This window comes from Pseudomonas cichorii (assembly GCF_003700275.1).
GTDB classification, from domain to species: Bacteria; Pseudomonadota; Gammaproteobacteria; order Pseudomonadales; family Pseudomonadaceae; genus Aquipseudomonas; species Aquipseudomonas cichorii_B.
Map to the genome: position 1 here is coordinate 24,999 of NZ_RBRE01000103.1, position 24,176 is coordinate 49,174.

22 protein-coding genes are annotated in these 24,176 nt (G+C 60.2%); 20 read left to right on the forward strand and 2 right to left on the reverse strand.

Translation table 11 applies throughout. The features are described from left to right. Positions 1 to 177: 177 nt before the first annotated feature. The 15 genes from ALQ04_RS26105 (at position 178) to ALQ04_RS26175 (ending at position 16,680) form a co-directional block, all read left to right on the forward strand. Positions 178 to 921 (forward strand): tellurite resistance TerB family protein, encoded by a 744-nt coding sequence (locus ALQ04_RS26105; protein WP_122318667.1) that lies wholly within the window; start codon positions 178 to 180, stop codon positions 919 to 921. A 318-nt stretch (positions 922 to 1,239) separates the two neighbouring features. After that, complete coding sequence (locus ALQ04_RS26110) at positions 1,240 to 2,862, forward strand: methyl-accepting chemotaxis protein (RefSeq protein ID WP_122318668.1); 1,623 nt, start codon at positions 1,240 to 1,242, stop codon at positions 2,860 to 2,862. An 8-nt stretch (positions 2,863 to 2,870) separates the two neighbouring features. Then, positions 2,871 to 3,407, forward strand: coding sequence for a chemotaxis protein CheW (locus ALQ04_RS26115; RefSeq protein WP_122318669.1), 537 nt, complete (start codon positions 2,871 to 2,873; stop codon positions 3,405 to 3,407). Further along, a complete protein-coding gene (locus tag ALQ04_RS26120) occupies positions 3,404 to 4,666 on the forward strand; it encodes a protein-glutamate O-methyltransferase CheR (protein ID WP_122318670.1) in 1,263 nt (420 codons plus the stop codon). Before ALQ04_RS26115 ends, ALQ04_RS26120 begins: the two co-directional genes overlap by 4 nt. Continuing rightward, complete coding sequence (locus ALQ04_RS26125) at positions 4,663 to 5,352, forward strand: chemotaxis protein CheW (RefSeq protein ID WP_122318671.1); 690 nt, start codon at positions 4,663 to 4,665, stop codon at positions 5,350 to 5,352. Before ALQ04_RS26120 ends, ALQ04_RS26125 begins: the two co-directional genes overlap by 4 nt. Next, the gene (locus ALQ04_RS26130) at positions 5,349 to 7,751 is read left to right on the forward strand and encodes a hybrid sensor histidine kinase/response regulator (protein ID WP_122318672.1); all 2,403 of its coding nucleotides are present in this window, start codon (positions 5,349 to 5,351) and stop codon (positions 7,749 to 7,751) included. Before ALQ04_RS26125 ends, ALQ04_RS26130 begins: the two co-directional genes overlap by 4 nt. Next, entirely contained in the window at positions 7,748 to 8,758 is a 1,011-nt protein-coding gene (locus tag ALQ04_RS26135; protein WP_122318673.1) for a chemotaxis response regulator protein-glutamate methylesterase, read from the forward strand. Before ALQ04_RS26130 ends, ALQ04_RS26135 begins: the two co-directional genes overlap by 4 nt. A gap of 45 nt (positions 8,759 to 8,803) precedes the next feature. Beyond that, positions 8,804 to 9,811 carry a PleD family two-component system response regulator gene (locus ALQ04_RS26140; protein ID WP_122318674.1) on the forward strand — a complete coding sequence of 336 codons (1,008 nt, stop codon included), beginning with the start codon at positions 8,804 to 8,806 and terminating at the stop codon, positions 9,809 to 9,811. Positions 9,812 to 9,923: 112 nt separating this feature from the next. Further along, a protein-coding gene (prfB, locus tag ALQ04_RS26145; protein ID WP_122318675.1) for a peptide chain release factor 2 occupies positions 9,924 to 11,019 on the forward strand; the annotation gives its coding sequence in 2 pieces (ribosomal slippage) (positions 9,924 to 9,995 and positions 9,997 to 11,019; 1,095 coding nt in all). Positions 11,020 to 11,115: 96 nt separating this feature from the next. Then, positions 11,116 to 12,618, forward strand: coding sequence for a lysine--tRNA ligase (gene lysS / locus ALQ04_RS26150; protein WP_122318676.1), 1,503 nt, complete (start codon positions 11,116 to 11,118; stop codon positions 12,616 to 12,618). Between the two features lie 133 nt (positions 12,619 to 12,751). Then, on the forward strand, positions 12,752 to 13,477 hold the full coding sequence (locus ALQ04_RS26155) for a TetR/AcrR family transcriptional regulator (RefSeq protein ID WP_122318677.1): 726 nt from the start codon (positions 12,752 to 12,754) through the stop codon (positions 13,475 to 13,477). Between the two features lie 25 nt (positions 13,478 to 13,502). After that, entirely contained in the window at positions 13,503 to 14,048 is a 546-nt protein-coding gene (locus ALQ04_RS26160; RefSeq protein WP_122318678.1) for a hypothetical protein, read from the forward strand. Positions 14,049 to 14,081: 33 nt separating this feature from the next. Continuing rightward, entirely contained in the window at positions 14,082 to 15,359 is a 1,278-nt protein-coding gene (locus ALQ04_RS26165) for a flavohemoglobin expression-modulating QEGLA motif protein (RefSeq protein ID WP_122318679.1), read from the forward strand. A gap of 80 nt (positions 15,360 to 15,439) precedes the next feature. Continuing rightward, entirely contained in the window at positions 15,440 to 16,354 is a 915-nt protein-coding gene (locus tag ALQ04_RS26170) for an alpha/beta hydrolase (RefSeq protein WP_122318680.1), read from the forward strand. Continuing rightward, a complete protein-coding gene (locus ALQ04_RS26175) occupies positions 16,351 to 16,680 on the forward strand; it encodes a hypothetical protein (RefSeq protein ID WP_122318681.1) in 330 nt (109 codons plus the stop codon). Before ALQ04_RS26170 ends, ALQ04_RS26175 begins: the two co-directional genes overlap by 4 nt. A 162-nt stretch (positions 16,681 to 16,842) precedes the next feature. Here ALQ04_RS26175 and ALQ04_RS26180 read toward each other — a convergent pair whose 3' ends face one another. Next, positions 16,843 to 17,625, reverse strand: a complete 783-nt coding sequence (locus ALQ04_RS26180; protein ID WP_122318682.1) for an OmpA family protein — start codon at positions 17,623 to 17,625, stop codon at positions 16,843 to 16,845. Positions 17,626 to 17,684: 59 nt separating this feature from the next. Beyond that, positions 17,685 to 18,098, reverse strand: a complete 414-nt coding sequence (locus ALQ04_RS26185) for a DUF4398 domain-containing protein (protein WP_122318683.1) — start codon at positions 18,096 to 18,098, stop codon at positions 17,685 to 17,687. A gap of 357 nt (positions 18,099 to 18,455) precedes the next feature. Here ALQ04_RS26185 and ppc point away from each other — a divergent pair, with 357 nt between their 5' ends. The 5 genes from ppc to ALQ04_RS26210 all read left to right on the forward strand — a co-directional run bounded on the left by ppc (position 18,456) and on the right by ALQ04_RS26210 (position 24,172). Further along, a complete protein-coding gene (gene ppc, locus ALQ04_RS26190) occupies positions 18,456 to 21,092 on the forward strand; it encodes a phosphoenolpyruvate carboxylase (protein WP_122318684.1) in 2,637 nt (878 codons plus the stop codon). Positions 21,093 to 21,360: 268 nt separating this feature from the next. Then, positions 21,361 to 22,008, forward strand: coding sequence for an adenylate kinase (adk, locus tag ALQ04_RS26195; protein ID WP_122318685.1), 648 nt, complete (start codon positions 21,361 to 21,363; stop codon positions 22,006 to 22,008). A gap of 90 nt (positions 22,009 to 22,098) precedes the next feature. Beyond that, positions 22,099 to 22,782, forward strand: coding sequence for a tRNA (adenosine(37)-N6)-threonylcarbamoyltransferase complex dimerization subunit type 1 TsaB (gene tsaB / locus ALQ04_RS26200; protein WP_122318686.1), 684 nt, complete (start codon positions 22,099 to 22,101; stop codon positions 22,780 to 22,782). 206 nt (positions 22,783 to 22,988) lie between these two features. Beyond that, the gene (locus ALQ04_RS26205; RefSeq protein WP_122318687.1) at positions 22,989 to 23,306 is read left to right on the forward strand and encodes a hypothetical protein; all 318 of its coding nucleotides are present in this window, start codon (positions 22,989 to 22,991) and stop codon (positions 23,304 to 23,306) included. Between the two features lie 2 nt (positions 23,307 to 23,308). Further along, positions 23,309 to 24,172 (forward strand): DUF72 domain-containing protein, encoded by an 864-nt coding sequence (locus ALQ04_RS26210; protein WP_183142283.1) that lies wholly within the window; start codon positions 23,309 to 23,311, stop codon positions 24,170 to 24,172. Positions 24,173 to 24,176: the final 4 nt, after the last annotated feature.

Below are 24,176 nucleotides of genomic sequence, written 5' to 3' on the forward strand. Positions count from 1 at the left end.
ACGGATCAGGGTTGCACCTTCGGCGGGTTTAACTTTTCCTGCTCTTTACGAAGGCCTTGTTGCTCTCGGGGGCAGGCCATCTGCAACATTCAGATGCACACCTGAAATCAACCGTTCGAGACTTCGCTTTAACCTGCTGGTCAATGAATCATCTGACAAGCCTTATGGAGGTTTCTTATGAATACCCGTGGTTTACTCGATCAGTTGCTCAAGTCTGGTCAAAGCATGTTGCAAGACAAGGTCAGCGGCAAGTCCGGCAAGCGTTCTTCGGGCAGCGATGCACTGGTCAAAGGCCTCGGCAGTCTGATTTCCGGTTCCAAATCCGGTAGCAGCAGCGGCGGATTGGGCAGCCTGTTGTCCGGAGCCGGCGGTGGCGCATTGGCGGCCGGGGCGATGAGTCTGCTCAAGGGCAAGCGTTCGTCCGGGATGGGTGGCAAGGTCTTGACCTATGGCGGGCTGGCAGCACTCGGTGTGCTGGCCTACAAGGCCTATAACAACTGGCAGGCCAGCCAGGGCGTCAGCGCGCAGCGCGAGCCACAGACCATCGACCGCTTGCCCGAGTCTCAGGCCGAGGAACACAGCCAGGCGATCCTGCGGGCTCTGGTGGCGGCCGCCAAGGCGGACGGGCATGTCGACGAGCGTGAACGTGAATTGATCGAGGGCGAGTTCAGCAAGCTGAGCAACGATAATGAGCTGCAACACTGGCTGCATGCCGAGTTGAACAAGCCTCTGGACCCTTGCGAAGTGGCGCGGGCGGCAAAAACGCCGGAAATGGCAGCCGAAATGTACATCGCCAGCGTGATTCTGGTGGATCAGGAACACTTCATGGAAAGGGCGTATCTGGACGAGCTGGCGCGCCAGTTGAAGCTGGCTCCGGGGCTTCGGGCCGAGCTGGAAGAGCAGGTGCGTCAAGCGCAGTAAACGGCTTTTTGCCGTTGACAGGCAGTCGCTATCCAGCCCCCGTGGCAAGCCTGAATGAAGCCTTGTACAAGGACGCACTCGGGCTTGCGGACCCTCAGGGTTTCCCGCTTACAACTCCCCCGTCGCAGGCCGTTTTTTCGGGCAACGATTGCAGGCCTCCCTGCCTTGCCAGCCCGCCAATAACGGCACTTTCAATTTCCTTTGGTGGCAACACGCTAATACCCAAAAGGCTGGGCTATACTCAGGCCGCTTGGACCGTCTGTCGGTCCGCTTCTTGAACACGGCCAGAAGCCGTTGTTGAACTCTTGAGGGCTGACTGTGAAGAACTGGACCCTGCGCCAAAGGATTTTGGCGAGTTTTGCCGTCATCATCGCGATCATGTTGTTGATGGTGGTGGTGTCTTATTCGCGCTTGTTGTCGATCGAGTCGAGTGAGGAACAGGTCCGTCTGGATGCACTTCCAGGTGTCTATTACAGCACTCTGGTCCGCAGTTCATGGGGCGAGAGCTATATTCGCACCCTGGAGCTGATCGGCGAAGGCCGCGCCCGCCCGCTGACCAAGCAGGAGCAGGACCAGTTCGAAGCTTTCGACGATAACCTTCAGAACCAGATCGACGGTTACAAGAAGTCCATTTTCGATGACGCCGAAAGGGCCAACTTCGCCCTGTTCGAGAAGCGCCGTGAAATCTACAGCCGCCTGCTCAAGGAAGTTCATACCGCTTACGGGGCGGGCGATTATCCCCGTGCTCGTTCGGAATTCTATGAGCAGGTGAACCCGGTCTGGAGTGACGGGCGCAAACAGCTCAACGACATCATCGTCGCCAACAAGCTCCTGGCGGACAAGGCCACCGAGAACATCGTTTCCGCGGTATTGGGCGCCAAGATCAGCATGGTCTTTTCCCTGTTGATCGCGATCATCGCGGCCGGTGCCTGTGGCTTGCTGCTGATGCGCTCGATCACCTCGCCGATGCAGCTCATCGTGAAAATCCTCGACACCATGCGCACCGGCGACCTGAGTTCGCGCCTGAATCTGGCTCGCAAGGATGAGTTCAATACGGTGGAAACCGGTTTCAACGACATGATGACCGAGCTGACGGCCCTGGTAGCCCAGGCCCAGCGCTCTTCGGTGCAGGTGACCACCTCGGTGACCGAAATCGCCGCCACCTCCCGCCAGCAACAGGCCACAGCCACTGAAACTGCGGCCACTACCACTGAAATCGGTGCTACTTCGCGGGAAATCGCTGCCACTTCCCGGGATCTGGTGCGCACCATGAGCGAAGTCACCTCGGCCGCCGATCAGGCTTCGGTCCTCGCCGGTTCCGGTCAGCAAGGTCTGGCGCGGATGGAAGACACCATGCATCAGGTGATGGGGGCAGCCAGTCTGGTCAATTCCAAGCTGGCGATCCTCAACGAGAAGGCCGGCAACATCAATCAGGTGGTGGTGACCATCGTCAAGGTCGCGGACCAGACCAACCTGCTGTCGCTCAATGCTGCCATCGAGGCCGAAAAGGCCGGTGAATACGGTCGCGGTTTCGCGGTAGTTGCTACTGAAGTGCGGCGTCTGGCCGACCAGACTGCCGTCGCTACCTATGACATCGAACAGATGGTGCGCGAGATCCAGTCGGCGGTATCGGCTGGCGTGATGGGCATGGACAAGTTCTCCGAAGAAGTGCGTCGCGGCATGTTCGAGGTTACCCAGGTGGGCGAGCAGCTTTCGCAGATCATTCATCAGGTGCAGGCCCTGGCGCCACGGGTGCTGATGGTCAACGAGGGCATGCAGGCCCAGGCTACGGGCGCCGAGCAGATCAATCAGGCATTGGTGCAGTTGGCCGATGCCAGCAGTCAGACTGTCGAGTCATTGCGTCAAGCCAGTTTCGCCATCGACGAGTTGAGTCAGGTAGCGGTAGGGCTGCGCAGTGGCGTTTCGCGTTTCAAAGTGTGAATCCGGCCATGATGGATCACTCGTCCAAACGCCAGGGTCCTGCGCCGGTCGTGAACAAGCTGTTTCTGTTGTTCCGTATTGGCGAGGAACGTTACGCGCTGGAGGCGATTGAAATTGCCGAAATCCTGCCGCGTGTGAAACTCAAGGCCATCGCTCACGTGCCGCATTGGGTGGCGGGGATCTTTGCCCATCGTGGTGAAATCGTGCCGGTCATCGATATCAGTGCGCTGAGTTCGGGGCAGGCGGCACCGGCCCGTACCAGCACCCGCATGGTGCTGGTGCATTATCGACATGACGCGGCGCATCCTGCGCAGTTGCTCGGTCTGATCCTGGAGCAGGCGACCGAAACCCTGCGCTGCCCGGCTTCGCAGTTCAAGGAGTATGGCCTGGAGAATCGCCTGGCACCCTATCTGGGGCCGGTGCGCGAAGACGAGCTGGGACTGCTGCAATGGATTCACGTCCAGGAATTGCTGACCGAGCCGGTGCGCGAGCTGCTGTATCCCATTGCGCCGCTCGACCTGGAGCTTCTTGAGGATGCGCCATGAGCGATGACTCGCGCTTTTTCGCTTTCCTCAAGGATCGCATCGGCCTGGACGTCACTTCCGTGGGGGAGGCGATCATTGTTCGGGCGTTGCGTCAGCGCTTTCAAACTACCCATTCGCTGGACGACGAAGCCTATTGGCAGTTGCTGCTGAGCTCGGCCGAGGAACAGCAGGCCCTGATCGAGGCAGTGATCGTTCCCGAAACCTGGTTCTTCCGTTATCCCGAGTCCTTCCTGACCCTGGCCAGGCTGGTTGCGGAGCGTCTGCTGCCGCTTGGCGATGCAAGGCCGTTGCGGATTCTCAGCCTGCCATGCTCGACAGGCGAAGAGCCGTATTCGATTGCCATGGCACTGCTGGATGCCAATATCGGCATCCAGCATTTCAGGATCGATGCCATCGACATCAGTCCCTTGTCGATTCAGAAGGCCTGTCGCGGCATCTATGGCAAGAACTCGTTCCGGGGCAGCGATCTTGGCTACCGCGAGCGTTTTTTCAAGCCGGTGGAAGATGGCTACCAGATCGAGGAACGGGTACGGGCGCGGGTCAACTTTCAGTCCGGCAATCTGCTTGACCCGAATCTGGCGACTCAGGAGCCTTACGACTTCGTGTTCTGCCGCAATCTGGTGATCTATTTCGACCAGCCGACGCAACGGCATGTCTTCAAGGTGCTCAAGCGTCTGACCCGGGAGGATGGCGTGCTGTTCATCGGTCCGGCCGAAGGTAATCTGCTGGCACGTGTCGGCATGCGTTCTACCGGGATCGCCCAATCTTTCGCGTTCCGTCACGCACCTGTGCAGAGTGAGTCTGTGCTGGCCGAACCGGTACCGATTGCCCGCACCGTGGCTCCGCCGCCAGCTCGCGAACCTTCGCCGCGGCCTTATGCGCCCGCCAATCCTCCAGTGGCTTCCAGGCCGGCGCCCATCACCAGCGGCAAGGACGAGACAGCTGCCCAGTTAGCGAGCATCGCCAGCCTGGCCAACGAGGGCAAAAGCGCCGAGGCGCGGATTGCCTGCGAGCGTTACCTGCAACAGCACGAGCCGGTGGCGCAAGTGTTCTACTGGCTGGGGCTGCTCAGCGAAGTGGAGGGCAATGCGGCGCAGGCTCAAGGCTTCTATCGCAAGGCGCTGTACTTGCAGCCGCAGCACGCCGAATCCCTGGCGCAACTGGCTGCGCTCCTGGCTGCCCAGGGCGACAGCGCCGGTGCGCGTCGCCTGCAGGACCGCGCGGCGCGTGGTGCCAATAAACAAGGAAGCAACCGATGACGGGGCTGTCCAATCTTTTGAGTCTGACTCACGACGACGCCCAGGCCATCGATGATTGCTGGAACCGTATCGGTATTCACGGTGACCGTTCCTGCCCGGTGCTGCCGGAGCATATTCATTGCCGCAACTGTGCGGTGTACTCCGCTGCGGCTACCCGGCTGCTCGATCGTTACTCTCTGCAGCAGGAGCACCGTGACCAGTTCCAGGGCAGCCAGTTGCTGCGTGATGTCCAGACCCGCTCGATTCTGGTTTTCCGTCTGGGTGACGAGTGGCTGGGGCTGGCGACCCGCAGTCTGGCGGAAGTCGCGCCTGACCAGCCGATCCACTCGCTGCCGCATCAACGCTCCCGTGCCCTGCTCGGGGTCGCCAATGTGCGCGGTGCGCTGGTGGCCTGCATATCCCTGGTCGAGCTGCTGGGGCTTGATAGCAACACGGTCATTGCAACATCCGGACGAATCGTCCCGCGCATGCTGATCATCGCCGCAGAAGGCGGGCCGGTGGTGGTGCCGGTGGATGAGGTCGATGGCATTCATGCCATGGAAGAACGGGATCTGAATGCGGCGTCGGCTTCCGGTACGCACGCCAATGCACGATTTACCCGCGGCGTCCTGCAATGGAAGGGCCGCAGTCTGCGTTTGCTCGATGAAGAAGAGTTGTTGGCGGCGATCAACCGGAGCCTTACATGACCCCAGATGAAATGCGCGATGCCTCACTGTTCGAGCTGTTTACTCTGGAGGCCGAAGCGCAGACCCAGGTGTTGAGCGCCGGCCTGCTGGAACTGGAACGCAACCCGACCCTCGCCGATCAGCTTGAAGCCTGTATGCGCGCAGCTCACTCGCTCAAGGGCGCGGCACGGATCGTCGGGGTCAATTACGGGGTCAGCGTGGCGCATGTCATGGAGGACTGCCTGGTCAGCGCCCAGGAAGGACGACTGCTGTTGCAGCCCGAGCATATCGATGCCTTGCTGTCGGGCACCGACTTGCTGATGCGCATTGCCACCCCGACCGACAGCAGCGTCGGGCAGGGCGATATCGACAGTTATGTCGAGCGGGTTAATGCGTTATTGGCTTCCGGCGTCGGAGCGGGGCGTTCGGTCAGTGTGCCGCTGGCGGATCCGTTACTGGACCCGTTGACGGCCAGCGAGATGCCGCTGATCGAGCCATTGCTGGTGCCTGTGCCGGGTAGCAATGGTTCGAGCCTCGATGCCCTGGCGGCCGGTTTGCGCCTTGATCCGCCTGCCGAACCTGCTCCGCTCGAACCGTTGCCGGCCGAGCCTGTTGCTGCCGAGCCAGAACCGACAACGCCTGCAACGCGCGAGCGGCGTGTGTCCGATGGTGGCGAGCGGGTCTTGCGGGTGACCGCCGAACGACTCAACGGGCTGCTCGATCTGTCGAGCAAGGCCCTGGTCGAAACCCAGCGCATGAAGCCCTTGCAGGCTGGCATGCAGCGTCTCAAGCGCCTGCAGGCTGGCAGTGACAGGGCGCTGGAGGCGCTGAGCGCCTGTTTCAGCGAAGCCGGGCTGGAGCCTGATGCGCAGAAGGCTCTGGACGATGCCCGCGATTTCCTGTCCCAGGCGCAGCAGATGCTGATGCAGCAGTCTGCCGAGCTGGATGAGTTCGGCTGGCAGTCGGGGCAGCGCGCTCAGTTGCTGTACGACACTGCACTGGCCTGTCGCATGCGCCCGTTCGCCGATGTGCTCAACGGTCAGGCGCGCATGGTGCGTGATCTGGGGCGTGAGCTGGGCAAGCAGATACGATTGAAAATCGAGGGTGAAAAGACTCAGGTCGACCGCGATGTCCTGGAAAAACTCGAAGCGCCGCTGACACACCTGCTGCGCAATGCCGTGGACCATGGCATCGAATCTCCCGAACGCCGCCGCGAACTGGGCAAGGACCCTGAAGGACTGATTCACCTGCGCGCCTCCCATGAAGCCGGCCTGCTGGTGGTGCAACTCAGCGACGATGGCAACGGTGTCGATCTTGAGCGTCTGCGGCGCAATATCATCGAGCGCAAACTGTCGCCTGCGGAAACCGCCGCGCAGTTGAGCGAAGAAGAACTGTTGAGCTTTCTGTTCCTGCCCGGTTTCAGCATGCGCGACAAGGTCACCCAGATCTCCGGCCGCGGCGTCGGCCTGGATGCCGTACAGCATATGGTTCGCCAGATGCACGGCAGTGTCGAGCTGCAGCAATGGTCGGGTGAGGGCAGCCGCTTCCGCATCGAGATGCCCCTGACGCTTTCGGTGGTGCGCAGTCTGGTGGTGGATGTCGGCGGTGAGGCGTACGCCTTCCCGCTGGCGCATATCGAGCGCATGCGGGATCTGCAACCCGAGGACATCGTGCAACTGGAAGGGCGCCAGCATTTCTGGCATGAAGACCGACACGTCGGGCTGGTTTCTGCCAGCCAGTTGTTGCATCGTCCGCAAACCCCGAGAAGCGAAGAAGCGCTCAAGGTCGTGGTGATTCGCGAGCGTGACGCGGTTTATGGCGTGGCGGTCGAGCGCTTCATCGGCGAGCGCACGCTGGTGGTCATGCCGCTGGATGCGCGACTGGGCAAGGTTCAGGATGTGTCCGCAGGTGCTCTGCTCGACGACGGTTCGGTGGTGTTGATCGTCGATGTCGAAGACTTGTTGCGGTCGGTGGAGAAACTTCTCAATACCGGACGCCTCGAACGTATCGACCGGCGCAATCGTCAGGTCGACCATGTGGTGCGCAAACGGGTCCTGGTAGTTGATGACTCGTTGACGGTTCGTGAACTGGAGCGCAAATTGCTGGTTGGCCGCGGTTATGAGGTGGCTGTTGCCGTTGATGGCATGGATGGCTGGAATGCCTTGCGTGCCGAGGACTTTGATCTGCTGATTACCGATATCGATATGCCACGCATGGACGGTATCGAGTTGGTGACCCTGGTTCGTCGTGATACTCGTTTGCAATCTTTGCCAGTGATGGTGGTTTCCTACAAGGATCGTGAAGAAGACCGGCGCCGTGGCCTGGATGCGGGCGCTGACTATTATCTGGCCAAGGCCAGCTTCCACGACGATGCCTTGCTCGATGCCGTCGCGGAATTGATAGGGGGCGCACAAGAATGAAAATAGCCATCGTCAATGACATGCCCATGGCCGTGGAGGCCTTGCGTCGTGCATTGGCGTTCGAGCCCGAGCATCAGATCGTATGGGTCGCCGCCAATGGCGCCGAAGCGGTCCAGCGCTGTGCCGAACTCACGCCTGACCTGATTCTCATGGACCTGATCATGCCGGTCATGGACGGCGTCGAGGCTACGCGCCAGATCATGGCGGAGACTCCCTGCGCTATCGTTATTGTGACTGTTGACCGTGAACAGAACGTCCATCGTGTGTTCGAGGCAATGGGCCATGGTGCGCTGGATGTGGTGGATACACCGGCAATCGGTGCCGGCAATCCACGCGAGGCCGCAGCGCCATTGTTGCGCAAGATATTGAATATCGGCTGGCTGATCGGCCAGCGCACCAGCCGTGAGCGCGTTGCGATGCCATCGCTGCGCAAGGTTGCCATGCGTGAAGGGCTGGTTGCCATCGGCTCGTCTGCCGGAGGCCCGGCGGCCCTGGAAGTGTTATTGAAAGGGCTGCCGGCGAACTTTCCGGCGGCTGTCGTGCTGGTGCAGCATGTGGATCAGGTATTTGCTGCGGGTATGGCAGACTGGTTGTGTACGGCTTCGGGATTGCCGGTGCGCCTGGCCTGTGAAGGCGAGCCGCCGCAACGCGGCCAGGTGCTGCTGGCCGGGACCAACCACCATATCCGCTTGTTGAAGGACGGGACGCTGGCTTATACAGCCGAACCTGTAAACGAAATCTACAGGCCTTCGATCGATGTTTTCTTCGAGAGTGTGGCCCGCTATTGGAATGGTGATGCTGTGGGTGTTTTATTGACCGGCATGGGGCGAGATGGAGCTCAGGGTCTGAAAATGATGCGTGAACAGGGCTATCTGACGATTGCCCAGGATCAGGCCAGTTCCGCGGTTTACGGCATGCCCAAGGCTGCCGCTGCAATTGATGCCGCTGTCGAGATTCTGCCGTTGCAGACTATCGCGCCTCGTCTGAGCGAGGTCTTCGCCCAATGATTGTTCAGGTGAGTTCAGCCGCCGCAGGTGACCAGGAGACACATCATGCATGACGTGCAGCCCGAAGAATTGAAGGCGCCTGATGAAAACTCGGCGATGGTACTGCTGGTAGACGATCAGGCGATGATCGGTGAAGCGGTACGTCGCGGCCTGGCCAATGAAGAGTCCATCGACTTTCACTTCTGTGCCGACCCGCATCAGGCCATTGCCCAGGCAGTGCAGATCAAGCCGACGGTGATCCTGCAGGATCTGGTCATGCCCGGTCTGGACGGTCTGACACTGGTGCGCGAATACCGCAACAACCCCATGACCCGGGATATTCCGATCATCGTGCTTTCCACCAAGGAAGACCCTATGATCAAGAGCGCGGCGTTCGCGGCAGGGGCCAACGACTATCTGGTCAAGCTGCCGGACACCATCGAGCTGGTGGCGCGCATCCGCTACCACTCGCGTTCCTACATGACCCTGCTGCAACGCGATGAGGCCTACCGTGCCCTGCGCGTCAGCCAGCAACAGTTGCTCGACACCAATCTGGTGCTGCAACGCCTGATGAACTCCGATGGCCTGACCGGCCTGTCGAACCGTCGGCATTTCGATGAATACCTGGAGCTGGAATGGCGCCGGGCGACTCGTGAGCAGAGCCAGTTGTCGTTGATGATGATCGACGTCGACTACTTCAAGGCCTACAACGACAACTTCGGTCACCTCGAAGGCGACGAAGCCTTGCGTCAGGTCGCCAAGGCGATTCGTGCCAACTGCAGCCGTCCGTCCGATTTGCCGGCCCGTTATGGCGGCGAAGAGTTCGCAATGGTCCTGCCCAACACCTCGCCCGGCGGTGTGCGGTTGCTGGCCGAGAAACTGCGGCAGAGCGTGGCGGGCATGAATATCCCGCACGTCGCCCCGGCGCCGGGTTCGACGCTGACGGTCAGCATCGGCGTGGCAACCGTGACGCCGCAGAACGGCCTCAACAGCCGCCAGCTGATTCTCGATGCCGACAAGGGCCTGTATCTGGCCAAGAACAGTGGCCGTAATCAGGTCGCGGTGGGGGGCTGAACTTCCTGCATGCAGTCCGATGCCATAAGGCATGCTCAACGGGCTGCTTTCAGGGGGCAGGCTGAGGTATACTCGTCGGCTTTGAAAATTTCGCCTGCGAGTGCTGCCCACCATGGAAATCAACCCGATCCTAAACAGCATCAAGGACCTGTCCGAGCGCTCCGAAACCATTCGGGGGTATCTTTGACTACGATCACAAACATGATCGTCTGACCGAAGTAAACCGCGAGCTCGAAGATCCGAACGTCTGGAACAATCCCGAATACGCACAGAATCTGGGTCGCGAGCGTGCCTTGCTGGCGCAGATCGTCGAAACCCTGGATGACATGACCTCGGGTCTGGCCGACGCCAGGGACCTGCTGCTGATGTCCGCCGAGGAAGAAGACCAGGCCGCCGTCGACGATGTGGCTGCTGAAGTCGAGCGCCTGCGCGAACTGCTGGAAAAGCTGGAATTCCGTCGCATGTTCAGTGGCGACATGGACCCCAACAACGCTTACCTGGATATCCAGGCCGGTTCCGGTGGCACCGAAGCCCAGGACTGGGCCAACATCCTGCTGCGCATGTACCTGCGCTGGGCCGACAAGCGCGGTTTCGATGCAACCATCATGGAGCTGTCCGCCGGTGAAGTCGCCGGTATCAAGGGCGCGACCGTGCACATCAAGGGCGAGTACGCCTTTGGCTGGCTGCGTACCGAAATCGGCGTGCATCGTCTGGTCCGCAAGAGCCCGTTCGACTCCGGCAACCGTCGCCATACCTCGTTCTCGGCGGTCTTCGTTTCTCCGGAAATCGACGACAACATCGAAATCGACATCAACCCGGCAGACCTGCGGATCGACACGTATCGCTCCTCCGGTGCCGGTGGTCAGCACGTAAACACCACCGACTCGGCGGTACGTATCACCCACGTTCCGACCAACACCGTGGTCAGTTGCCAGAACGAACGTTCCCAGCATGCGAACAAGGACACCGCGATGAAGATGCTGCGGGCCCGTTTGTACGAGCAGGAAGTGCAGAAGCGCAACGCGGCGTCCCAGGCCCTGGAAGACACCAAGTCCGACATCGGCTGGGGTCATCAGATTCGCTCCTACGTTCTGGATGCCTCGCGCATCAAGGACCTGCGCACCAACATCGAGCGCAGCGACTGCGACAAGGTGCTCGACGGCGACCTGGACGAATACCTGATCGCAAGCCTCAAGCAAGGCCTGTAAGAACGCGCAGCCACCTCTGTTCTCCAGAGCGTGGCTTGCCCGCGATCCCCTGCCGATGGCGGGGGACAACGAACCTGTGATGGAAAATCTAAAGACATGAGCGACCAACAACTCGACCCGCAAGCCCTGCAACAGGAAGAAAACACCCTGATCGCCCTGCGCAAGGAAAAGCTTGCTGCCGAGCGCGCCAAGGGTCAGGCCTTCCCCAACGACTTCCGTCGCGACAGCTACTGCAACGATCTGCAGAAACAGTATGTCGACAAGACCAAGGAAGAGCTGGCCGAAGCAGCGATTCCAGTCAAGGTTGCCGGTCGCATCATGCTTAACCGTGGCTCGTTCATGGTGATCCAGGACATGACCGGTCGCATTCAGGTCTATGTCAACCGCAAGACCCTTGACGAAGAAACCCTGGCGGCGGTCAAGACCTGGGACCTGGGCGATATCATCGCGGCAGAAGGCACCCTGGCCCGTTCCGGCAAGGGCGACCTGTACGTCGAAATGACCAGCGTGCGCCTGCTGACCAAGTCGCTGCGCCCACTGCCGGACAAGCACCACGGCCTGACCGATACCGAACAGCGCTACCGTCAGCGTTATGTCGACCTGATCGTCAACGAAGACGTGCGCGAGACGTTCCGCGTTCGCTCGCAGGTCATTGCGCATATCCGCAGCTTCCTGATGAAGCGTGACTTCCTGGAAGTCGAAACGCCGATGCTGCAGACCATTCCTGGCGGCGCGGCAGCCAAGCCGTTCGAGACGCACCACAATGCCCTCGACATGGAAATGTTCCTGCGGATCGCGCCGGAGCTGTACCTCAAGCGCCTGGTCGTCGGCGGCTTCGAGAAAGTGTTCGAGATCAACCGCAACTTCCGTAACGAAGGCGTTTCGACTCGTCACAACCCTGAATTCACCATGTTGGAGTTCTACCAGGCTTACGCCGACTACGAAGACAACATGGACCTGACCGAAGAGCTGTTCCGCGAACTGGCGCAACTGGTTCTGGGCACTACCGACGTGCCGTATGGCGACAAGGTGTTCCACTTCGGCGAGCCGTTCGTGCGTCTCTCGGTGTTCGACTCGATCCTCAAGTACAACCCCGAGCTGACCGCGGCCGACCTGAATGACATCGACAAGGCACGTGCAATCGCCAAGAAGGCCGGTGCCAAGGTGCTGGGCTTTGAAGGCCTGGGCAAGCTGCAGGTGATGATTTTCGAGGAACTGGTCGAGCACAAGCTGGAGCAACCGCACTTCATCACTCAGTACCCGTTCGAGGTTTCGCCGCTGGCGCGCCGCAACGACGACAACCCGAACGTCACTGACCGTTTCGAGCTGTTCATCGGTGGCCGTGAAATCGCCAACGCCTACTCCGAGTTGAACGACGCGGAAGACCAGGCCGAGCGTTTCCAGGCCCAGGTGGCCGACAAGGATGCCGGTGACGACGAAGCCATGCATTACGACGCCGATTTCGTACGCGCCCTGGAGTACGGCATGCCGCCGACTGCCGGTGAAGGGATCGGTATCGACCGTCTGGTGATGTTGCTCACCAACTCACCGTCGATTCGCGACGTGATCCTGTTCCCGCACATGCGACCGCAAGCGTAATCAGTTGCACAACAAGCCGCCCGAACAGGGCGGCTTTTTTATAACGCCCGGTTTTTCGCGAATGAATTTGCTCCCGCCTGCAGGGGCGAATTCATTCGCGAAAAACCCTGTCAGACCAGAAAGGAAACCCGTCGTGACAATCGCTCAAGAAGGTGCCGCCGGCGTTGCCAGCGCCGTGGCCAGGAGTGTCAGGTATCAGGGCCGCAAGGCCAGTCGGGAAGGGAGCGAGCAGCGTCGGCAGAAGATTCTCGATGCGACCATGCGCATTGTGATTCGCGATGGCGTCCGCGCAGTACGGCACCGGGCTGTGGCGACCGAAGCTGGCGTACCGCTATCGGCTACCACCTATTACTTCAAGGACATCGACGATCTGCTGACCGATGCCTTCGCCCAATATGTCGAGCGCAGCGCTGCCTATCAGGCGCGGCTCTGGCACAACACCGAAGCCGTCCTGCGCGAAATGATGACCCGCGGCACCGCCAACCCGGCTGACCGCGTGCGTCTGGCCGATGATATTGCGCGGATGACCATGGAATACATCCGCCATCAGTTGCTGACCCGCCGTGACTACCTGATCGCCGAGCATGCCTTTCATCATGAAGCCCTGATCAACCCGCGGTTGGCTATTCTGGTCGTTGCCCATCAGCGAATCCTGCTGCAGGGTGCCTGTCAGTTTCTGCAGGTCATCGGCTCGTCGCAGCCCGATCAGGATGCTCAAGTGTTGACGGGGATTATCCGCCGGATGGAATATCAGGGTCTGCTTCATGGTCCGCACTACCATGCGGACGAAGAAATACTCGCTATTCTCACTCGCCAGATGCGTCTGGTGCTGGGGATCGATGCCTCGGTTCTCACCTGAGAGGCCCCTTTTTCTGGAGAGCTTCATGAAAGCCTGGCGTGTATTGATTGCGCTTTCGTTCCTGCTCTTGAGCGGTTGCCTGGTGACCTTCCAGGACAGCATTCCTGTCGCAGACGCGGCTCCCGCCGGTTTACTGGGCGCCTGGAGCAGCAAGAATGCCTGGGGCGAGCCGCTGGAGCTCGAGGTTTCCCGAGTGACCGGCAACCTCTACAAGGCTGTCAGCTATCGTAAAGGTGATCGCAAGCATCGCGATGAGTACCGTTTTACGGTGACCGAGCATGGCAGCCGCTGGTATCTGTCGGCGCAACTGCCGGAGAAATATGGCGCTCACCACGTAATGGCTGGCTTTGAGGTGACTGATGGCCATGAATTGGTTGTCTATAACCTGGACCTGGATCGATTCAGGCAATGGGTAGAGCAGAAAAACCTCAACGGTCAGTCAGTGGAAAGCGGGATAGGACAGGGCCTGCTGATCACCAGTCCTCTGGATCAGGTGTTCGGCTATCTCGACGATCCGGCCAATTCCGATGTTTTCCTGGAGGTCGCACGCTATCAGCGTGTACCCAAGTAGTAGGGCAATAGCCCGCCAGCCAAGGAGTACCGGGTGGACGAGTACCAGCAAACCATTCGTGGGTTATCGGATCGAATCGTCGTTGCCCAGACGCCGATTCGTGTACTGGATGCGGTGAAGTGGGACGAAAAAGTACGCAAGGATTTTCTGGCCGCCAAAGGCAAGGCACTCCCCGCCGTTGATCGTGCCTACTACGAGAATCGCCCGTTGGGCTTCGATTCCGGGGCATTGAAGCTGGAATTCCAGAACATCGAGCGCGATATCACCCGCCAGTTGGGGCAATTCAACCCGGTCGGGCAGATCATGCGCCGCATGTGCAAGGAATACCGCATGGTAATCCGCATGCTCGAAGCGCGCGGCACGCCGGATTTCGGACTGATCTCCCAGGAACTGTATGGCGCCGCGTCGGATGCCTTCCATGCCGGCGATCCGACCCTGGCCGACCTGGGTTTGATGCTGTCCGATTACCTGAACAACATTGCCGGGCGTGGCGACCTGAAGGACGAGCCGAAGATCCTGACCGCCAAGGATGCCGTGGCCTTGCTGCAAACCCGCTTGAACCGAGTGTTTGGCGAGGCCGAGGAAACCATTCGGGTGTTCGAGTCCGACGGTATCGTCGCCGATGCCGCAGCCGGTGCGGATTACATCAAGATCCGCACCGACGCGATGTTCAACGAGCGCGATGTCCGGGCGCTTGAGGTCCATGAAGGGCTGGTGCATGTCGGTACCACGCTCAACGGCCAGAACCAGCCGATCTGCACCTTCCTCTCCAAGGGGCCGCCCTCGTCGACGGTGACCCAGGAAGGCCTGGCGATCCTCATGGAAGTCATCGCGTTTGCGTCCTACCCCAGCCGCCTGCGCAAGCTGACCAACCGCACCCGCGCCATTCACATGGCCGAGGAGGGCGCCGATTTCCTGCAGGTCTTCGAGTTCTATCGCGAGCAGGGCTTCGGCATGCCGGAAAGCTACGGCAATGCCAGCCGGGTTTTCCGCGGCTCGACGCCCAACGGGCTGCCATTCACCAAAGACTTGTCCTACCTCAAGGGTTTCATCATGGTTTACAACTATATTCAGTTGGCCGTGCGCAAGGGCAAGCTCGAACAGGTCCCGTTGTTGTTCTGTGGCAAGACCACCCTCGAAGATATGCGTACCCTGCGCCAACTGGTGGATGAAGGGCTGGTGGTGGCGCCCAAATACCTGCCTGACCAGTTCCGTGACATGAACGCGCTGTCGGCCTGGATGTGCTTCTCCAACTTCCTCAATCACTTGAGCCTGGATCGCATCGAAGCTGATTATTCGAATATTTTGTAGCGCCTTGTTCGCGAATGAACTGGCTCCCGCAGCCTGCGGAAGTGAGTTCATTCGTGAACACTTCCCTGAAGGAATCCCACTTGAAGCTGATCAGCATCCTTGTGTTGATCTTCAGCCTCACCGGCTGCAGTTCGATGCTGTTCTACCCGGAACCCGGTTTGCCGCTCACGCCTGACAAGGCTGGTCTTCAATACCGCGACGTAACCCTGACCGCCGCCGACGGCACGCGCCTGCATGCCTGGTGGCTTCCGGCCAGGGAGGGTGTGCCGGTAAAGGGCACGGTGCTGCACCTGCATGGCAATGGCGGCAATCTGGCCTGGCACCTGGGCGGCAGCGGATGGCTGCCGGAGCAGGGTTATCAGGTCCTGATGCTGGACTACCGCGGTTACGGGCTGTCGCAGGGCGAACCGAGCCTGCCCGCCATCTATCAGGACCTGCAGACCGCATTCGACTGGCTGGATGCCGAGCCGCAGGTGCAAGGCAAGCCGCGGGTGGTATTGGGGCAGAGTATTGGCGGCGCGCTGGGTGTGCACTATCTGGCGCAACACCCTGAACAGCGCAGCAAGCTGAAGGCGCTGATCCTGGATGGTGCTCCAGCCAGCTATCGCGATGTCGCTCGCTACACGCTCGGCACTTCCTGGCTGACCTGGCCTCTGAAAACGCCTTTGTCATGGCTGATCCCCGATGCCGACAGCGCCATCAATGGCCTGCCGCAACTCAAGGGCACGCCGATGCTGATTTTCCAGAGCATGGACGACACCCTGGTGCCGCTGTCCAACGGTATCAGCCTGTATCAGGCCGCGCCGCTGCCGCGGGTGCTGCAACTGACCCGTGGCGGACACGTGCAGACCTTTGCCGATCCGCTCTGGCGTCAGGTGATGCTGCGCTATCTGGATGATCCGCAGCATTTCAACGGGCTGCGGCGCCTGGCCGAAGTCCCCAATTATCCGCAACCGAATGTGCAGAGCGAACCGGCAGAGAAGAGTCCTCAATGAGCGAAGAGCGTAACCTTATTCCACTGATCCTCACCGGCGTCGGCACCATCATCGGTACGGTCGGTTGCCTGTGGTTCTATGGCTATCTGCATTTCGCCAAACCCGAAGACGCCTTGCTGCTCAGTGATTTCACCATGCTCAAGACCGTACCCGGCGAAGACTACAAGATCGCCGTGGCGCCGGCCGCAGAAGTGGCGCAATGCATCGATGGCGTGCTGGTGCTGTTCGACACGTCGCAGAAAGGCCTGTCGGGTGTGCTGGTCAACAACAAGAAACAGGCCGTACGCTGCGCCGGACAGGAAACCCCTCAACAATTGAAACCCTGAACGGCCAATCGCAGCAGCCCATTCATTCGCGAAAAGGCTTTATACGATCATGGATGCATAGGCCCCTTCGCGGATGAATCCGCTCCCACAATATTTTTTGCAGACACTAAAAAGCCCCGCCTGCGCAATGCGGGCGGGGCTCTGGTTAGCAGGCTCTGGCGCTTAACGCAGCGAAGAGCGCGGTGCTACCGGTTGGTTGTCGTTGGAAATGGTCACTTCCACACGACGGTTCATGGCGCGGCCGGAGTTGCTGGTGTTGTCGGCAACCGGATATTCCTTGCCATAACCCTGAGCCACGATGCGGGTCGGGTCTACGCCCATTCTGACCAGAGCGGCACGTACCGAGTTGGCACGATTTTCCGACAGCGTCTGGTTGTAGGCGGCGGAACCGGTGCTGTCGGTGTAGCCTTCGACAATCACTTTACGGTCCGGGTTTTCCTGCAGGAACTGCGCGAGTTTGCTGATGTTGCCGTGTGCGCCTGGCTTGAGTTCGGCACGGTTCAGGTCGAACAGCACGTCACCGAAGGTCACCAGGGTGCCGCGTTCGGTCTGCTTGGCGTTCAGGCTGTTCTTGAGCTGGGCGATCTGTGCGTCGCGAGCGTCCAGGCGGGCCTTGGCGCGCTCTGCCGAGGCGTTCTGCAAGGCTGCTTCGGAAGTCCGCAGGTTGATCGTTTCCTTGGCCAGCTCAACGCGCTGGTTGGTCAGGTAAGCGAGCTGGTCGACACGTTTCTCGTCTTCCTTGTCGCGGAAGGCCTTGTCAGCCTTGTCCAGCCAGTCACTGGCGTCCTTGGTTTCAAGGGCTGCGACCTGAGTGGATTGCGGGTTGCTTTGCAGGGCGGAGAAGTTGCTGCGCGCCTGTTCCAGATTCGGGTTCGGTTTGGTGGCACAGGCCGCCAGGGCTACGCTCATGGCCAGCAGGGCAGGGATCATCAATTGTTTGCGCATAATAGGATCGTCCTTTAATCAATTACCAATGCATGAAAAACGCAGGGTGCGATCTGTGCTTATTGCACCTGACGCAGGCCTTCTTCACGTAGTTCGTTGACGCCCTGACGAGCATCCTGCACGGCTTTTTCGGCCTTGGCAGCCTGCGCCTTGCGCTCGGCTACACGAGCATCCCATTCGGCTTGCTCGGCGAGCCTGCGGGCTTCGTCATATTTCTCGTCATGCATGGCGAGCTCGGCCTGTTTCAGTTTGTCCTGGGCCGACTTCATTTCCACCGCTGCGTACTCGGTCCCGCCAGCGCTGACTGCACTGTTGACGGCCGACTGAGTCACCGCGTACTGCTCGGTTGGAGGATTACCCGCGCAACCGGCCAGAATGAAGGTGCTACCCAGGGCCAGCGCAGCCAGTTTCAGCCCGCGCAGGCTTTTGAACTTGGATTTGGCAGTAAGGGTGTTCATGGTGATCAACTCCATTGTCAGACTCCGAACGTGGTTATCCATGACAGTCAGTTTTCCTGGCCGGAAGGCTTGAGGTAGTGTTCCTGCTGCCTTTGGGCTTTTCCTGTAATGGTCAATGGCTCCGACCTGTAGGTTTTTTGAATAGTTCAGTTGAATTTTTTCAACACATTGCGGATCTCCCCGGCAACCTGTGCATTCGGTCAGGTTTTGCCCCGTCTGCACGGGCCCGTAAAGCAGCATGGCCCTGCTGTACACAAGGCCATGTCGGCGGTTACCGCGATACAAGAATTTGTCGCGGCACAGGTTTTTGGTGCACTGTTGGGCTCTGTGTTCAGTGACGACTACCCAATACAACAAACGGGAGAGAGAACGATGGCCGATATCGATGCGCGCTTGCGCGAAGACGTTCACTTGCTGGGTGAGCTGTTGGGGAACACGATTCGCGAGCAACACGGGCCGGCCTTTCTCGACAAGATCGAGCGTATCCGTAAAAGCGCCAAGGCTGGCCGGCGCGGCTCTGCGGCGGGTGCCGAGCAGTTGAGTTCCAGTGTCGACAGCCTTGACGACGACGAACTGTTGCCGGTGGCGCGAGCGTTCAACCAGTTCCTGAACCTGGCCAATATCGCCGAGCAGTATCAACTGATGCACCGCCGCGATGATTCGCAGCCGCAGCCTTTCGAGACCCGCGTACTGCCGGAACTGCTTGAGCGCCTGAAAGCCGAAGGCCACTCTCCCGAAGCTCTGGCGCGCCAGTTGGGCAAGCTGGAAATCGAACTGGTGCTCACTGCGCACCCCACCGAGGTGGCGCGTCGTACCCTGATCCAGAAATACGACGCCATTGCGGCGCAACTGGCGGCTCTGGATCATCGCGACCTCAACAGTATCGAGCGCGGGCAGATCACCTCTCGTCTGCAACGCTTGATCGCCGAAGCCTGGCACACCGAAGAAATCCGCCGTATCCGGCCCACGCCCGTGGATGAAGCCAAATGGGGCTTCGCGGTCATCGAGCACTCGCTGTGGCACGCCATGCCAAGCTATCTGCGCAAGGCCGATCAGGCGCTGCAGGCCGCAACCGGGCTGCATTTGCCACTGGAGGCCGCGCCGATCCGCTTTGCCTCATGGATGGGTGGCGACCGCGACGGCAACCCGAATGTCACGGCCAGCGTTACCCGCGAGGTCTTGCTGCTGGCGCGCTGGATGGCCGCCGATCTGTTCCTGCGCGATGTCGACCAGTTGGCCGCCGACCTGTCGATGCAACAGGCCAGCGATGCGCTGCGCTCCAGCGTTGGCGACAGCGCCGAACCTTATCGGGCCGAGCTTAAACGCCTGCGGGAACGACTCAGGGCGACCCGCAACTGGGCCAATGCTTCGCTGACTGCGCCACAGCCCGCTCCCGAGGCGGTGCTGCACGAGAATCGCGAGCTGCTTGAGCCGCTGCAGTTGTGCTACCAGTCGCTGCATGAGTGCGGGATGGGCGTTATCGCCGATGGTCCGCTGCTCGACTGCCTGCGTCGTGCAGTGACCTTCGGGCTGTTTCTGGTACGCCTGGATGTGCGCCAGGATTCCAGCCGACACAGCGCGGCGATGAGTGAAATCACCGATTATCTGGGGCTGGGTCGTTACGAGGACTGGGATGAACAAACCCGCATCGACTTCCTGCTGAGCGAATTGAGTAACCGCCGTCCGCTTCTTCCCGGCCATTTCAAGCCCGCTGCCGATACCGCTGAAGTCCTGGCCACTTGTCGCGAAGTGGCGACAGCTCCGGCGGCCTCGCTGGGTTCCTATGTGATCTCCATGGCCGGCGCTGCATCGGACGTGCTGGCGGTGCAACTGCTGCTCAAGGAAGCCGGCCTGCAACGGCCGATGCGCGTGGTTCCGCTATTCGAGACTCTGGCTGACCTCGACAATGCCGGGCCGGTGATCGAGCGTCTGCTGGGCTTGCCGGGCTATCGTTCACGGTTGCATGGCCCGCAGGAAGTGATGATCGGCTATTCGGACTCGGCCAAGGATGCGGGCACCACCGCCGCAGCCTGGGCGCAGTATCGGGCCCAGGAACGGCTGGTGGAAATCTGTCGCGAGCAGCAAGTCGAACTGCTGTTGTTCCATGGCCGTGGTGGCACGGTCGGCCGCGGCGGTGGTCCGGCTCACGCGGCGATTCTGTCGCAACCGCCGGGTTCGGTGGCGGGGCGTTTCCGCACCACCGAGCAGGGTGAAATGATTCGTTTCAAATTCGGTCTGCCGGACATTGCCGAGCAGAACCTCAACCTGTATCTGGCCGCTGTATTGGAAGCGACCCTGCTTCCGCCCCCTCCGCCGGAACCGGCCTGGCGGAAAATGATGGATCACTTGGCGGCCGATGGCGTGAATGCCTATCGGGCGGTGGTGCGGGAAAACCCTGAGTTCGTCGAGTATTTCCGTCAGGCGACGCCCGAACAGGAACTGGGACGCCTGCCGCTGGGCAGCCGCCCGGCCAAGCGACGCGAAGGCGGCGTGGAGAGCCTGCGGGCCATTCCATGGATCTTCGCCTGGACCCAGACGCGCCTGATGCTGCCCGCCTGGCTCGGTTGGGAAGCGGCCCTGAGCAAGGCGCTGGAACGTGGCGAAGGCGAGGTGCTGGAGCAGATGCGCGAGCGCTGGCCATTCTTCCGCACCCGTATCGATATGCTGGAAATGGTCCTGGCCAAGGCCGATGCCGACATCGCGCAACTCTACGATGAGCGTCTGGTGGGGGCCGAACTGCAGCATTTGGGCACTCACCTGCGCGGCCTATTGTCGCAGGCGTGCGCGGTGGTGCTGGGGCTGACAGGGCAATCGAAGCTGTTGGCGCACAGCCCGGAGACGCTGGAATTCATCAGTCTGCGCAACACTTATCTGGACCCGCTGCATCTGCTCCAGGCCGAACTTCTGGCCCGTTCCCGGCATCGCGAATCGAGTCTGGACAGTCCTCTGGAACTGGCTTTACTGGTGTCTGTTGCGGGCATTGCAGCCGGATTGCGCAATACCGGCTGACACGCCGTTATTCAACAGGCAGTCGCTGTAGTGGCAAGCCGGATATGCTCCGGGTGTGCAGTGCACAGAGCGTCGAAGGTCGGACTGGTTCGTGCAAGGCGGCGCAACTGCCGCCATGCCGCGGGTTGCTGCGACTTTTGGCGTCTTGTGCGGCCTGTGTCTGCTGTGTATCTTGGTCAGCCTTTTGGCCTTTGGCCGACGTTTATTTTTTAGATTGGCCCAAGAGGCGAATCCGACGATTGACTATAAAAATTTGAGGAGCATGACGATGCGCGTGATTCTGCTGGGAGCTCCTGGAGCCGGTAAAGGTACTCAGGCGAAATTCATCACTGAAAAGTTCGGCATCCCGCAAGTTTCGACCGGCGACATGCTGCGCGCAGCAGTCAAGGCTGGCACTGAGCTGGGCCTGAAGGCCAAAAGTGTCATGGACGCGGGCGGCCTGGTTTCCGATGATCTGATCATCGGTCTGATCAAGGATCGTCTGTCCCAGCCTGATTGCAGCAACGGTGTACTGTTCGACGGCTTTCCACGCACCATTCCGCAGGCTGAAGCCCTGTTGAAAGCTGGCCTGGACATCGACCATGTACTGGAAATCGCAGTCGACGACGAAGAAATCGTCCAGCGCATGTCGGGCCGTCGTGTGCACGAAGGTTCCGGACGCATCTACCATGTGCAGCACAATCCGCCAAAGCAGGAAGGCATCGACGATGTCACCGGCGAGCCGCTGGTGCAGCGCAAGGATGACGTGGAAGAAACCGTGCGTCATCGCCTGTCGGTCTACCATTCGCAGACCAAGCCGCTGGTTGAGTTCTACAACGAACTGAGCAAGAAGAACGGCAAGCCGAAGTGCAGCCACATCGCTGGCGTCGGTTCCGTTGAAGCGATCACTGCCAAGGTGCTCGCTGCCCTGACCTGATCCGTCAAGGCCTGACCTCAACAATGGCCCGCTTGCGGGCCATTTGTCATTTATACTGCGGCACTTTTTCCCACGAAGACGGATACACCGATGACCACCTTGCTGGCCCTGGACACCGCCACTGAAGCCTGCTCGGTCGCTTTGCTGCATGACGGCAAGGTACTGAGCCACTATGAGGTGATCCCGCGTCTGCATGCCCAGCGCCTGCTGCCCATGATCAAGGACCTTCTGGCCGAGGCTGGTATCGCCATGTCGGCGCTGGACGCCATTGCCTTCGGACGTGGTCCGGGAGCCTTTACCGGCGTGCGTATCGCCATCGGTGTGGTCCAGGGGCTTGCGTTCGCGCTGGAGCGGCCGGTGTTGCCGGTTTCCAACCTGGCGGTCCTGGCGCAGCGTGCCTACCGCGAGCACGGCGCCTTGCAGGTCGCCTCGGCCATCGATGCGCGGATGGATGAGGTCTATTGGGGCTGCTACCGTGAAACGGCCGGTGAGATGCGTCTGCTGGGCAGCGAAGCGGTCCTGCCGCCCGAACAGGCGGCACTGCCTGTGGATGCCAGCGGTGAATGGTTCGGTTCCGGTACGGGTTGGGGTTATGCCGGGCGCATTCCGGTTTCACTGATCGGACAGGATGCCAGCATGCTGCCTCATGCCCAGGACCTGCTGACCCTTGCCACCTTTGCCTGGAATCGCGGCGAGTCGATACCGGCAGACGATGCCCAGCCTGTCTACCTGCGTGACAAGGTTGCGACGCCCAAGGCCCCGAGGATTCTGTAAAGGCAGGGCAAGTTCGCAAGATCACGGACAGGTAGAAAAAGCTATAGAAATATCAATTAGCCATCTACCACTTGTCGGCTAATTAGTCTGTTATGCCCGGCGGCGTAAACAATCTGCAATATGTGTGGTCTAGTTATCGTTCACGAATTTGCCAAGTTCCGGCCTGTGACGTTAAATTGCCACTACAAGACGCCGAGTAGATATCGATGCGCATAGACGGACCCTCATCACGTTCATACCCCATCAAGCGAAAGCCGAAGAAGGTCCCCGCGACCGTTGAAGGCTCCTTCGAGGAAATTGATGGCGATATGGAGTTGCCGCCACCACCCGCCCAGGCTTCGCGCCGCGAGGCTTCGGGTGAAGCGCAGATTGGCTCGACTGCCAACGTTCCTGCCCGTCCGCAGGATATTATCTTCCCGCGCTCCATGAGCACTCGTGTTGCCAACGCTCTGGCCAGCTATTTGACCACTGCCAGCTTTGTGGATTGGGACCTTGAAGTATCGGGGCTCGATCTGCACGTCTGATTGTGTCCAGCCTGCCTTATTACCTCGGTTGTCCGTCATGGAGCGAAAGCGCATGGCGTGAGTCGTTCTACCCCGAAGATGCACGTCCCGCCGATTTTCTGCGCTTGTACGCTCAGGTCTTCAACGTCGTTGAAGGCAACACCACCTTCTATGCACGTCCCGCAGCCGCCACGGTGCAGCGCTGGGCCGAAGTCCTGCCCAAGGATTTTCGCTTCACTGCCAAGTTCCCCCGCGATATCAGCCACGATGGCGACTTGCGCCTGCAACTGGACGCCGCAGAAGCCTTTGTGAAGCTGCTTGCGCCACTGGGCGAACGAGTTGCACCGTTCTGGCTGCAATTGCCGGCCAGTTTCTCGCCACAACGTCTGGCGGAACTGGTGGGGTTTCTCGATGAGCTCAAGGTGCCTTTGGCGGTGGAAGTGCGGCATATGGCATTTTTTGCAAAGGGCGACGAAGAGCGAATGCTCAACCGCCTGCTGCTGGACCGTGGCGTGGAGCGTATCTGTCTGGACTCGCGGGCCTTGTTCAGTTGCGTATCCAGTGATCCGGCGGTGTTGCATGCCCAGTCGAAGAAACCCAAGGTGCCGACACGCCCGGCTGCTCTGACCCAATTCCCGCAGGTGCGCTTCATTGGCCGTCCGGTGCTGGAAGACAACGACCCGTTTCTGACCCAGTGGATCGAAAAGGTTGCGCTCTGGATTGAGGAGGGTCGTACTCCGTATGTCTTTCTACATACCCCGGACAACCTGAAGGCTCCTGACCTGGCCATGCGTTTTCATCGGTTCCTGATGGCGCGTCTGCCGGGCCTGCCGCCCTTGCCCGAACTGGATCGTGGCCCACAAGTGGAGCAGTTGGGCTTGCTCTGAGGTC